The organism is Pseudomonas sp. FH4, from assembly GCF_000510915.2.
GTDB classification, from domain to species: domain Bacteria; phylum Pseudomonadota; class Gammaproteobacteria; order Pseudomonadales; family Pseudomonadaceae; genus Aquipseudomonas; species Aquipseudomonas brenneri.
Map to the genome: position 1 here is coordinate 93,465 of NZ_AOHN01000016.1, position 12,896 is coordinate 106,360.

General features: G+C 60.2%; 10 protein-coding genes and 1 pseudogene. 5 read left to right on the plus strand and 6 right to left on the minus strand.

From position 1 onward, the window contains the following. Window positions 1–122 precede the first annotated feature (122 nt). The 4 genes from lepB to lptF all read right to left on the minus strand — a co-directional run bounded on the left by lepB (window position 123) and on the right by lptF (window position 5,125). The gene (gene lepB, locus H097_RS11660; protein WP_032859965.1) at window positions 123–977 is read right to left on the minus strand and encodes a signal peptidase I; all 855 of its coding nucleotides are present in this window, start codon (window positions 975–977) and stop codon (window positions 123–125) included. A 5-nt stretch (window positions 978–982) separates the two neighbouring features. After that, entirely contained in the window at window positions 983–2,782 is a 1,800-nt protein-coding gene (gene lepA / locus H097_RS11665; RefSeq protein WP_032859966.1) for a translation elongation factor 4, read from the minus strand. 152 nt (window positions 2,783–2,934) lie between these two features. Continuing rightward, entirely contained in the window at window positions 2,935–4,014 is a 1,080-nt protein-coding gene (lptG, locus tag H097_RS11670) for an LPS export ABC transporter permease LptG (RefSeq protein ID WP_032859967.1), read from the minus strand. Then, a complete protein-coding gene (lptF, locus tag H097_RS11675) occupies window positions 4,007–5,125 on the minus strand; it encodes an LPS export ABC transporter permease LptF (RefSeq protein ID WP_032859968.1) in 1,119 nt (372 codons plus the stop codon). The genes lptG and lptF overlap by 8 nt, the downstream gene beginning before the upstream one ends. A 282-nt stretch (window positions 5,126–5,407) precedes the next feature. Here lptF and H097_RS11680 point away from each other — a divergent pair, with 282 nt between their 5' ends. Beyond that, window positions 5,408–6,898: a leucyl aminopeptidase gene (locus tag H097_RS11680; protein ID WP_032859969.1), complete on the plus strand. Its 1,491-nt coding sequence runs from the start codon at window positions 5,408–5,410 to the stop codon at window positions 6,896–6,898. Between the two features lie 23 nt (window positions 6,899–6,921). Here the strand turns inward: H097_RS11680 and H097_RS28715 are convergent. Then, window positions 6,922–7,032, minus strand: a pseudogene (locus H097_RS28715) (outer membrane lipoprotein carrier protein LolA); the annotation flags it as partial. A 23-nt stretch (window positions 7,033–7,055) separates the two neighbouring features. Between H097_RS28715 and H097_RS11685 the strand changes: the two are divergent. From H097_RS11685 to rlmF, 4 genes are all read left to right on the plus strand, one after another. Further along, complete coding sequence (locus tag H097_RS11685; protein WP_032859970.1) at window positions 7,056–7,484, plus strand: DNA polymerase III subunit chi; 429 nt, start codon at window positions 7,056–7,058, stop codon at window positions 7,482–7,484. A gap of 7 nt (window positions 7,485–7,491) precedes the next feature. Next, a complete protein-coding gene (locus tag H097_RS11690) occupies window positions 7,492–7,875 on the plus strand; it encodes a hypothetical protein (RefSeq protein ID WP_032859971.1) in 384 nt (127 codons plus the stop codon). A gap of 147 nt (window positions 7,876–8,022) precedes the next feature. Further along, complete coding sequence (locus tag H097_RS11695; protein WP_032859972.1) at window positions 8,023–10,869, plus strand: valine--tRNA ligase; 2,847 nt, start codon at window positions 8,023–8,025, stop codon at window positions 10,867–10,869. Window positions 10,870–11,096: 227 nt separating this feature from the next. After that, window positions 11,097–12,113, plus strand: coding sequence for a 23S rRNA (adenine(1618)-N(6))-methyltransferase RlmF (gene rlmF, locus H097_RS11700; protein WP_032859973.1), 1,017 nt, complete (start codon window positions 11,097–11,099; stop codon window positions 12,111–12,113). 196 nt (window positions 12,114–12,309) lie between these two features. Here rlmF and H097_RS11705 read toward each other — a convergent pair whose 3' ends face one another. Beyond that, window positions 12,310–12,591: an HU family DNA-binding protein gene (locus tag H097_RS11705; RefSeq protein WP_032859974.1), complete on the minus strand. Its 282-nt coding sequence runs from the start codon at window positions 12,589–12,591 to the stop codon at window positions 12,310–12,312. Window positions 12,592–12,896 lie beyond the last annotated feature (305 nt).

A 12,896-nucleotide genomic window follows, 5' to 3' on the forward strand; every position in this document is an offset into this window, starting at 1 on the left:
GCCATCGACGATTAACGCTGTGTTCAAATTCAAATCCTGGCAATGCTGCGTATTGCTCGAAGCCGGACCAATGTCCAAGCCCCAGAAAAGCATTCGGCGCTGTGTTCACAGCGCCGCATGGATTACTTGATCAGCCCCACCCGCGAGAAGTTCGGCAGGTGGCTGAGTTTGGGTTCCGGCCAGCTCATCCAGACCGCGAAGGCCTTGCCGACGATGTTCTGGTCGGGAACCATGCCCAGCAGCTCCTTGGGAATGCTTGGATCATCCCAGTAGCGGCTGTCATTGGAGTTGTCGCGGTTGTCGCCCATCATGAAGTAATGCCCGGCAGGCACTGTCCACTGGTTGTCGGGCGGCGAACGGTAGCGGCTCATTTCCTTGCGGATCTGGTGCTCTACCGCCCCGAGTTTTTCCTCGTACAGCTCGGCGCTGCCCAGGGTGTTCGGCTCGGAGCCGATGAGTTTCTCGGCCACCGACTCGCCATTGACGAACAGGCGCTTGTCGCTGGTGTAGCGAATCACGTCACCCGGCAGGCCAACCACCCGCTTGATGTAGTTGACGTTCGGGTCGCTTGGGTAGCGGAACACCATCACATCGCCGCGCTGCGGATCACCCACCTCGATGATTTTCTTGTCGATCACCGGCAAGCGGATCCCGTACGAAAACTTGTTCACCAGGATGAAGTCGCCGACATCCAGGGTTGGCTTCATCGACCCCGAAGGGATCTGGAACGGCTCCACCAGAAACGAGCGCAGCACCAGCACGATGAACAACACCGGGAAGAACGACTTGCCGTATTCAACCAGCAAGGGCTCTTTGTTGAGCTTCTCGATCACCACGCCATCGGGCTGGCTGACGCTGCCCTGATAGGACGCGATGGCCGCCCGACGACGCGGGGCGAAGAACAGCAGATCGAGCAGCGCCAAGAGACCACAGACGGCAACGGCGATGACCAGCAACAGCGGGAAATTTAGTGACATAGGACCTAACTATCCAACCTGAGCACCGCAAGGAAGGCTTCTTGTGGAATTTCCACGTTGCCCACTTGCTTCATGCGTTTTTTACCGGCCTTTTGCTTCTCAAGCAGCTTGCGCTTACGGCTGACGTCGCCGCCATAGCATTTGGCCAGTACGTTCTTTCTGAGTGCCTTGACGGAGGTCCGCGCAATGATCTGCCCGCCAATGGCGGCCTGGATCGCGACGTCGAACATCTGGCGCGGAATCAGTTCTTTCATCTTCTCGGTCAGTTGGCGACCCTTGTAGTGCGCATTGTCCTTGTGGACGATGAGCGCCAGGGCATCAACCTTGTCACCGTTGATCAATACATCGAGCTTCACCAGGTTGGCCGATTGGTAGCGGTCAAAATGGTAATCCAGCGAAGCATAGCCGCGACTGGTGGATTTGAGGCGGTCAAAGAAGTCCAGGACCACTTCGTTCATCGGCAAATCATAGGTCACTTGTACCTGGGTACCGAGGAACAGCATGTCGTGCTGCACGCCACGCTTTTCGATACACAGGGTAATGACGTTACCCAGGTGCTCTTGCGGCACAAGAATATTGGCCCGCACGATCGGTTCGCGCATGTCTTCGATGGACGACAGATCCGGCAGCTTGGACGGGTTGTCGACGTAAATCGTTTCACCGGTTTTGAGCAACAGCTCAAAAATAACCGTTGGCGCGGTGGTGATCAGGTCCAGGTCGTACTCGCGCTCCAGGCGCTCCTGGATGATTTCCATGTGCAGCATGCCCAGGAACCCGCAGCGGAAGCCGAAGCCCAGGGCGTCGGAGCTTTCCGGGGTGTACTGCAACGACGAGTCGTTGAGGGTCAGCTTTTGCAGGGCTTCGCGGAAATCCTCGAAGTCGTCGGAGCTGACCGGGAACAGGCCGGCGTAGACCTGTGGCTGGATGCGCTTGAAGCCTGGCAGCACATCGACGTCCGGCGTGGAGCTGAGCGTCAGGGTGTCACCGACCGGTGCACCGTGGATGTCCTTGATACCGGCGATGATGAAGCCTACTTCACCGGCTTTCAGATCAGTGGTAGCGGTGTGCTTGGGGTTGAATACACCGACGCTGTCCACCAGATGGATCTTGCCGGTGGACTTGACCAGGATCTTGTCGCCCTTCTTCACCCGGCCATGGCGCACACGTACCAGGGACACAACGCCCAGATAATTGTCGAACCAGGAATCGATGATCAACGCTTGCAGCGGATCTTCGTAGTTGCCGGTTGGTGCGGGAATGGTCTTGACCAGGCGTTCGAGCACTTCGTCGACACCCAGGCCGGTCTTGGCGCTGCACTCGACGGCGTCGGTGGCGTCAATGCCGATGATTTTTTCGATTTCTTCTTTCACGCGGTCCGGATCGGCCTGTGGCAGGTCGATCTTGTTCAGCACCGGCATGACTTCCAGGCCCTGCTCGATAGCGGTGTAGCAGTTGGCCACGGACTGGGCTTCTACGCCCTGACCCGCGTCCACCACCAGCAGCGCACCTTCACAGGCCGCCAGGGAACGGCTGACTTCGTAGGTGAAGTCGACGTGGCCCGGGGTATCAATGAAGTTCAGCTGGTACTTGATACCGTCTTTGGCGGTGTAGTACAGGGTAACGCTGTGGGCCTTGATGGTGATCCCGCGCTCGCGTTCGAGGTCCATGGAGTCCAGGACCTGGGCTTCCATTTCACGCTCGGCAAGGCCGCCGCACATCTGGATGAATCGATCGGCCAGCGTCGACTTACCATGGTCAATGTGGGCGATGATGGAGAAATTGCGGATATGACTCAAATCACTCACGGATCAACACTCAAAAAGGCTGCAGGCAGATTGCCCGCTGAAAAATAGCCGGGAATTGTACCTGATGCTCGGGCCAGACGTCATCTTTGGCGACCAATAACAAAAATGCCCCACTCTTGCGAACGGGGCATTTTTTGCTCAACAACAGCGGATCAACCGGCCCGCCGCAGCAGCCAGAACCCGGCCAGGGCACAGATGCCGGTTGGCACCAGCACCGCAAACAGCGGCGAGAAGCCGAATACCAGGCTCGACGGCCCCAGCAGATCCTGGGCAATGCGGAAGGTGAAACCGACCAGCACCCCGGTAAATACGCGCTGACCCAGGGTCACCGAGCGTAACGGGCCGAAAATAAACGAAATCGCCATCAACACCAGCGCGGCGGTCACCACCGGCTGCAACACCTTGACCCAAAATGCCAGCCAGTAGCGGCCGTTATTCAGGCCCTGCTCCTTGAGGTAGTGGATATAGCTCCACAGACCGGAGATCGGCAGGCTTTCGGGGATCATCACCACCGTATTGAGCAGTTCCGGCTTGAGCGCGATGTCCCAGGCCTGTGTCGGCTCGTTGATCACCTCGGTGCTGGCCTCGGTGCCTTTACCAGGGTTGCGGAAATGCGTGGTGGTCACATCGCTCAACACCCACTGGTTATCACTGAACTGTGCCCGCTTGGCAAAGCTCGACGACAGCATGTGGCGTTCTTCATCAAAACGATAACGGGTGACACCGACCAACAGGCCGCCGGGTTGTACCGCGTTGATGTGAATAAATTCATCACCCTGGCGGTGCCACAGGCCCCGCTTGGAGCTCTGGGCATCGCCCGAACCCTGGGCCAGCGCACGGTTGGCCTGGGCCGTGGTTTCCGCCGGTGGCGCCACGTACTCGCCGATCAGCACACTGGCAGCCATCAGCAGCAGCATGGGTTTCATCACGGCCCAGACGATACGGGCAACGGACACCCCCGCCGCACGCATGATGGTCAGTTCGCTGTTGCTGGCCAGGCTGCCCAGGCCGATCAGGCAACCGATCAGCGCGGCCATCGGCATCATGTCGTAGAGGCGGCGCGGCGCGGTCAGCGCCACGTAGCTCAGTACGTCAGTGACCGTATAGGTATCGGTGACGTTGCCCACTTCATCAATGAAGGCAAACAACGACGCCAGGCCGAGGATGATGCCCAATACCGCCAGGATGGCGACCAGTACGCTGCTACCGATGTAGCGATCCAACTTACCCACGAGCCATCTCCTTCATGCCGCGACGGCTCTGCATTTTCAAACGAATCGGTTCCCAGTACAGCAGGCCCAGGCCAATCATCAGGAAGATGCCGTGGACCCACCACAACCCCAGGGTCGGCGACAGCTTGCCCTTCTCCAGGGAGCCACGGGCGGAAATCAGGATGGTCAGGTAGGCCATGTACAGCAGGATCGCCGGCAGCAACTTGAGGAAGCGGCCCTGGCGCGGGTTGACCCGGGACAGCGGCACCGCCATCAAGGTGACGATAAACACCAGCAGCGGCAGGGAAATACGCCATTGCAGCTCGGCAATCGAGCGTAATTCCTTGCTGCCGATCAGGGCCTGGGTCGGGATGGCATCGCGGTCGGTAACCTCGCCACTCACATCCGGCCGGGCCAGCATGACCCCGTAGGTGTCGTACTTGATGGCGCGGTAGTCGGCCTGGCCGGGGCTGCCGTCGTAGCGATAGCCGTTCTCCAGGATCAGGTATCGGCTGCCGTCCGGACGCACTTCCTGGCGCCCGCTATCGGCCACCAAAACGGAAATGCCACGGTCTTTCTTGTCCTGGCCCAGGCGCTTCTCGGAGATGAATACACCGCCGAGGTTGGCCCGATCATCGGTCATGCGCTCGGTGTAGGTCACGCGGGTGCCATCGTTGAGGGCCTGGAAGCGCCCCGGTTCGAGGGTGTCGAACTCGGTCATGGCGTCCTGTTTATTGAGCACCAGTTGGAACTGCATGGCGCCCTGGGGGGCCAGGCTCAGGCTCAGCCAGGCCACCACCAGCGCCACGCCGGTGGCCGGGACCATGGTCATCGCCAGCAGGCGCTGCTGGCTCATGCCGGTGGCCGACAGCACGGTCATCTCGCTTTCGAGGTAGAGCCGGCCATAGGCCAGCAGGATCCCGAGAAACAGGCCCAACGGCAGGATCAACTGCAAAAAGCCTGGCAGGCGAAAGCCCATGATCAGGAACAGCGAGCCCGGATCCAGGGCACCCGAGGCGGCCTGGGCCAGGTATTTGACGAAACGACCACTCATGATGATGACCAGCAATACCGCACTCACGGCACTCAGGGTCAGCAGAACTTCGCGGGACAGATAACGGAAGACGATCAAACCAGACACTCCAGGGTTGTCAGGCTAAGGCGGCCAAACAAGCAAGCATATCAAGTCGCCCCGTTGACACGGGCCGGCGAAAAAGATGGCGCATTATCCTGTGATTGTCCGCGCCTGTCACGGAGCTTGCTCACACCGGTGCACAAAGCTGGCGTCAAGGGTTGTCAGGCCTGGGCGGCGCGGTACAAACTGCGGGCTTTGTCGCGGTCGCCTACAGGTGGCCCAGCCTACAGGCCGGAGTACAGACTCCAGGCTCTTTGACCTTATATAAGGGACCCGAACATGGAATTGGTTGTAAAAAGCGTTAGCCCCGAAACGTTGAAGACCGCCACCCTCGTGGTCGCCGTCGGCGAAGGCCGCAAGCTCGGCGCCGCCGCCAAGCAAGTCGACGAACTGAGCGGTGGCGCCATCAGCGCCGTGCTCAAGCGTGGCGACCTGGCCGGCAAGGTCGGGCAAAGCCTGCTGCTGCAAAGCCTGCCTAACCTCAAAGCCGACCGCGTATTGCTGGTAGGCGTGGGCAAGGACGCTGAACTGGGCGACCGCCCGTTCCGCAAGATCATCAGCGCCATCCTCAGCACCCTCAAGGGCCTGGGCGGCAGCGATGCGGCACTGGCGCTGGACGAAATCGTGGTCAAGGGCCGCGACAGCTATGGCAAGACCCGCCTGCTGGCCGAAACCCTGCTGGATGGCGGCTACACCTTCGACCAGTTCAAGAGCCAGAAAGCCGAACCCCGCGCCCTGAAGAAAATCACCCTGCTGACCATCAAGGCCGCACAGGCTGAAGTCCAGCGCGCCGCGACCCACGCCCAGGCCATCGCCGCCGGCATGGCGTTCACCCGCGACTTGGGCAATATGCCACCAAACATCTGCCACCCGACCTACCTCGGCGAACAGGCCAAGGCACTGGGCAAAGAGTTCAAGGGCCTGAAGGTCGAGGTCCTGGACGAGAAGAAGATCAAGGAACTGGGCATGGGCTCGTTCTATGCCGTGGGCCAGGGCAGCGACCAACCACCACGCCTGATCGTCATGCAATACAACGGCGGCAAGAAAGCCGACAAGCCGTTCGCCCTGGTTGGCAAAGGCATCACCTTCGATACCGGCGGCATCAGCCTCAAGCCTGGCGCCGGCATGGACGAAATGAAGTACGACATGGGCGGCGCCGCCAGTGTCTTCGGTACCCTGCGTGCCGTGCTCGAACTCAAGCTGCCGATCAACCTGGTGTGCATCCTGGCCTGCGCCGAGAACATGCCGAGCGGCGGTGCTGCCCGTCCAGGCGATATCGTCACCACCATGAGCGGCCAGACCGTGGAAATCCTCAACACCGACGCCGAAGGCCGCCTGGTGCTGTGCGATGCCCTGACCTACGCCGAGCGCTTCAAGCCGCAGGCGGTGATCGACATCGCCACCTTGACCGGCGCCTGCATCGTTGCCCTGGGTTCCCACACCTCGGGCCTTTTGGGCAACAACGACGAGTTGGTCGAGCAACTGCTCAGCGCCGGCAAGGCTGCCGACGACCGCGCCTGGCAATTGCCGCTGTTCGATGAGTACCAGGAGCAACTGGACAGCCCGTTCGCCGACATCGCCAACATTGGCGGGCCAAAGGCCGGCACCATCACCGCCGCTTGCTTCCTGTCGCGCTTTGCCAAGAACTTCAACTGGGCCCACCTGGATATCGCCGGCACTGCCTGGACCAGCGGCGGCAAGGACAAGGGCGCTACCGGTCGTCCGGTTCCGCTGCTGACCCAGTACCTGCTGGATCGCGCCAAGGCCTAAACCTCACGGCCACTGCTTGACCCTGTAGGAGCGAGCTTGCTCGCGAAAAACCTGAGGACAATGCGTTCATTCAGAATGAACGCGTCATCGTTAGCGATTTTCGCGAGCAAGCTCGCTCCTACAGGGGAAAGCAGGCAAGGCTGCTCCAGGAAATGTAATGACCCAAGTCGACTTCTATATATTGCCCAGCGCCGATCCATCCGCTCGCCTGGACTTTGCCTGCAAGCTCACGGAAAAGGCCTGGCGCATGGGCCACCGCATCTACCTGCATTGCAGCGATGCCGCCCAGCGTGACGACCTCGATGCCCGCCTGTGGCGCTTCAAGGGCGAGAGCTTCGTGCCCCATGGCCCTGCAGAATCAGAGCCAGACGGTTTGGTGGCATTGGGCCTGGGCGACAGTTGCGGCGATCACCATGACCTGCTGGTCAACCTGGACCTGAAAGTGCCGGCCTTCGCCAAGGGTTTCGCCCGCGTGGCGGAAGTGGTGGTGGAAGATCCGGCTATTCGTCAGGCCGCGCGGGAGAGTTTCCGTTTCTACCGCGAACAGGGCTATTCTCTGCAAGATCACCGATTACAGCGACTCTGAGCACACGATGGACACTCCCAACCCGATTAAAAAAGATGACCACCTGCTGGACGACCTTGAATCGATCCGCCAGTTGCTGGGTGATGACAACCTGCAACCGCCGCTGCTGACCGATACCGTCGCAGAAGAGGTACAGATTCCCCTGCTGTTCGATATGGTCGGCGCCAAACCCGCCGCTGCCGAGCCAGTCGAGCCGCCCACCGTCCAAGCCGAACCCGTCGCCGAAAAGGCCCCCGACGCCCTGCTGCTGCACCTGGACAACGAACTGCGCGCCGCTGCGCAATTGATCATGCAGGACGTGATCGACGATTTTGCCCCGCATATCGAAACCGAGATCAAGCGCCGGATGGATGCGCGCATGGAGCGGTTGCTCAGCCAGTACCAGTCTTAAGCCACGCAGATACCCCCTGTGGGAGCAAGCCCGCTCCCACATTTGGTCAGCGCAAGTCTTAAGCCCCTCTTCATCTCGCCCTCTCCCCTATCCCCCGTTATACTTGTCGGCTTTCCTGAATAAATGCCAACTAGGGTCCCGCCGCGCATGGATAAGACCTACCAGCCGCACGCCATTGAAACTTCCTGGTACAACACCTGGGAATCCGAGAATTACTTCGCCCCTCAAGGCGCGGGTGATTCCTACACGATCATGATCCCGCCGCCGAACGTCACCGGCAGCCTGCACATGGGTCACGGTTTCAACAACGCGATCATGGACGCCCTGATCCGTTTCCGCCGCATGCAGGGTCGCAACACCTTGTGGCAGCCGGGCACCGACCACGCGGGTATCGCCACCCAGATGCTGGTGGAACGCCAACTGGAAGCCACCGGCCAAAACCGTCACGACCTGGGCCGCGAGAAGTTCCTGGAGAAGGTCTGGGAATGGAAGGACCAGTCCGGCGGCAATATCAGCCGTCAGATCCGTCGCCTGGGCTCGTCGGTGGATTGGAGCCGCGAGCGCTTCACCATGGACGATGGCCTGTCGGAAGCGGTGAAGGAAGCCTTCGTGCGCCTGCATGAAGATGGCCTGATTTATCGCGGCAAGCGCCTGGTCAACTGGGACACCAAGCTGCACACGGCGATTTCCGACCTTGAAGTGGAAAACCACGACGAGAAAGGTTTCCTGTGGAACCTCAAGTACCCACTGGCCGACGGCGCCAAGACCGCCGAGGGCAACGACTACCTGATCGTCGCCACCACCCGTCCGGAAACCATGCTCGGCGACTCCGCCGTGGCCGTTAACCCGAACGATGAGCGCTACCAGGCACTGATCGGCAAGTTCGTCGAACTGCCGCTGGTGGGTCGTCGCATCCCGATCATCGCCGATGACTACTGCGACCCTGAATTCGGTACCGGTTGCGTGAAAATCACCCCGGCCCACGATTTCAACGACTATGAAGTCGGCAAGCGCCATAACCTGCCGCTGCTGAATATCTTCGACAAGAATGCCGCCGTTCTGCCGGCCTGCCAGGTGTTCAACCTCGACGGCACGCTCAATGACAGCATCGATGGCAAGATCCCGGCCGAATACGCCGGTCTCGATCGTTTCGAGGCGCGCAAGCAGATCGTTGCCGCCTTCGACGCTGCTGGCCTTTTGGTCAGCGTGGATGACCACGCCCTGAAAGTGCCGAAAGGCGACCGCTCCGGTACCATCATCGAGCCATGGCTGACCGACCAGTGGTACGTCTCCACCAAGCCGCTGGCAGAACCTGCGATTGCTGCCGTGGAAGATGGCCGTATCCAGTTCGTGCCCAAACAGTACGAAAACATGTATTTCTCGTGGATGCGCGACATCCAGGATTGGTGCATCAGCCGTCAACTGTGGTGGGGCCACCGGATTCCGGCCTGGTACGACGAGTCGGGCAAGGTCTATGTCGGCCGTGACGAGGCCGAAGTGCGCGCCAAGCACAACCTCGGCGCAGACGTGACGCTGCAACAGGACAACGACGTACTGGATACCTGGTTCAGTTCGGGCCTGTGGACCTTCTCGACCCTGGGCTGGCCGCAGCAGACCGAGTTCCTGAAAAAATTCCACTCCACCGACGTGCTGGTCACCGGTTTCGACATCATTTTCTTCTGGGTTGCCCGGATGATCATGCTCACCATGCATTTGGTGAAGAACGAGGACGGCACCCCGCAGGTGCCGTTCAAGACCGTGTACGTGCACGGCCTGGTCCGCGACGGCCAGGGCCAGAAGATGTCCAAGTCCAAGGGCAACGTCCTCGACCCGCTGGACATCATCGACGGCATCGACCTGGAAACCCTGGTGCAGAAACGCACCTCGGGCCTGATGCAGCCGAAACTGGCGAAAAAGATCGAGAAGCAGACCCGCGACGAGTTTGCCGACGGCATCGCCAGCTACGGCACCGACGCCCTGCGCTTCACCTTCTGCTCGCTGGCGTCCACCGGTCGCGACATCAAGTTCGACATGGGCCGCGTCGAAGGCTATCGCAACTTCTGCAACAAGATCTGGAACGCGGCGCGCTACGTGCTGGACAAGGGCGAAGACTGCGGCCAGAACGGCGAAGCCTTTGAACTGAGCCTGGCCGATCGCTGGATCATCTCGCAGTTGCAGCGCACCGAAGCCGAAGTGACCCGCCAACTCGACCAGTTCCGTTTCGACCTGGCCGCGCAGGCCTTGTACGAGTTCATCTGGAACCAGTATTGCGACTGGTACCTGGAACTGTCCAAGCCGGTGCTGTGGGACGAAAACGCCCCGATCGAACGCCAGCGCGGCACCCGTCGCACCCTGGTGCGCGTGCTGGAAGTGGCGCTGCGCCTCGCGCACCCGTTCATGCCGTTCATCACCGAAGAAATCTGGCAGCGCCTGGCGCCGCTGGCCGGTATCGAAGGCAAGACCATCATGCTGCAACCTTGGCCAGTGGCCAATGAAGCCCGCATCGACGAGGCGGCCGAAAGCGATATCGAATGGCTCAAGGCCCTGATGCTCGGCACGCGCAATATCCGCGCCGAGATGAACATCGGCCCGGGCAAGCCATTGGCGGTGTTCGTGAAGAACGCCAGTGCCGAGGACCAGCGCCGTCTCACCGAGAACGACGCCCTGCTCAAGAAGCTGGCCAAGCTGGAGTCGATCACCGTATTGGCCGCTGGCGCCGAAGCACCGCTGTCCGCTACCGCACTGGTTGGCGAGATGGAAGTGCTGGTGCCGATGGCCGGCCTGATCGACAAAGATGCCGAACTGGCGCGCCTGGACAAGGAAATCCTGCGCCTGCAAGGCGAGGTGCAGCGCGTCGGCGGCAAGCTGTCCAACGCCGCCTTCGTTGACAAGGCCCCGGCCGAAGTCATCGACAAGGAACGCGCCAAGCTGGCCGAGGCCGAGCAGGCCTTGGGCAAGTTGGCGGAGCAACATGCGCGGATTTCCAGCCTGTAAGGGCCGGCCTGCGTTAAAAAAGAGACCTTCGGGTCTCTTTTTTTTGGTGTTGAAACCCAATCAATGTGGGAGCTGGCTTGCTCGCGAATGCGGTATATCAGACACACACCCAATAACTGACACACTGCATTCGCGAGCAAGCCCGCTCCCACATTTAACCGAGATCAACTTCGGAATGTGTGACAATACCCACCACTTTTGAAGCAACCCCAGAATCGACGTAGCCCATGACCGCCCCCAGCACGCCAAAACCTCCGCGCAAGAAGCCGAAAACCGCCGCCACGGCCAAGCCCGTCGTGCCACGCAAAGAGGCCACTCTGCACCCACGCAACCGCCACCAGGGCCGTTACGACTTCCCGGCGCTGATCAAGACCACGCCGGAACTGGCCCAGTTCGTGATCCTTAACCCTTACGGCAAGGAAAGCATCGACTTCGCCAGCCCCGATGCGGTGCGGGTATTCAACCGGGCGTTGCTCAAGGCGTTCTATGGCGTGCAGCACTGGGATATCCCGGCTGACTACCTGTGCCCACCGGTGCCGGGCCGTGCCGATTACGTGCACTTCCTCGCCGACCTGCTGGCCAGTGTCAATGACGGCAAGATTCCCCGTGGCTCGATCGTCAAGGTGCTGGACATCGGCATGGGCGCCAACTGCGTCTACCCGCTGATCGGCTACATGGACTACCGCTGGAATTTCCTCGGCTCCGAGATTGACCCGACAGCGGTCGCCGCGGCCAAGGCCATCGTACAGTCCAACGACCTGAGCAAGGTGATCCAGCTACGCCAGCAAACCAATCCCAAGCACATCCTGCTGGGCCTGCTGGAGCCGGGTGAGCGGTTTGACCTGACCATGTGCAACCCGCCCTTCCATGCGTCCATGGACGAAGCGACCAAAGGCAGCGAGCGTAAATGGCGTGCCCTGGGCAAGGCCGACCCCAAGCGCAAGTTGCCGGTGCTGAACTTCGGTGGCCAATCGGCAGAGCTGTGGTGTGAAGGCGGTGAAGCACGCTTTGTCACGCAGTTGATCGCCGAAAGTGCGCACTTTGCCCATAAAGTGCTGTGGTTCAGCACCCTGGTGTCAAAAGCCTCCAACCTGCCCGCCATCGAGACTGCGCTGAAAAAAGCCGGTGTGCTGGAAAGCCAGGTGGTGGAGATGTCCCAGGGCCAGAAACAGAGCCGTTTTGTGGCCTGGACCTTCCAGACCAAGAACGAGCAGCAGCTCTGGCGCCAGCGCTGGGTGCGCTAAGCTCGCTCCTGTAGGAGCGAGCTCGCTCGCGAAGAACGCCAACGATCACGTGTTCTCCCTGGTTTAACGCGGTGTGCTTTAGTTCTTCGTCGGAACGCCGCCCGGAGACAAGCTCGCTCCTACAGATAAAGCAAAAAACGCAGGCAACAAAAAACCGTGCCCGGATCGCTCCGGAGCACGGTTTTTTTACTGCGTCTTACTTGTTGACCGAATCGGTCAGGCCTTTGGCCACAACCAGCTTGATCACTTTCTTGGCAGCGATTTCGATGGCAGCGCCAGTCGAAGGGTTACGGCCGGTACGGGCTGGACGCTCGGTCACTTTCAGTTTGCCAACACCTGGCAGAGTGATTTCGCCGCCGTTGTCCAGCTGGTCACCAACGATCTGAGCCAGTTGCTCCAGTACTGCACGTACTTGAACCTTGGTGGTGTCAGTGGATTCGGCGATATCAGCGATCAGTTGGTCTTTAGTCAAAGCCATTGTGGTGTTCCTTCCCTATCAAATTCATTTGGATTGCAGAGTGCAGTGTCAGCCATCGAGCCCGACCATCATGGCCTGGCACCCCTGGCCATAACCGCGAGAGATCGGGGTTATAGATGCCTGAAACGGGGTTTGGTTCGACCTGACAAATGCTGAATGCACGCTTAACGCCGATACATCGCGTAAGACGGGGCAAAACTAGCACAGAGACGGGGAAATATCCGCTTCTACCTACCCATTTGGTCAGCTTTATCGCTCTAAACCGTGAAAAAAAGGCATATGAGCCGTCAGAGGGCTCCCGAAAC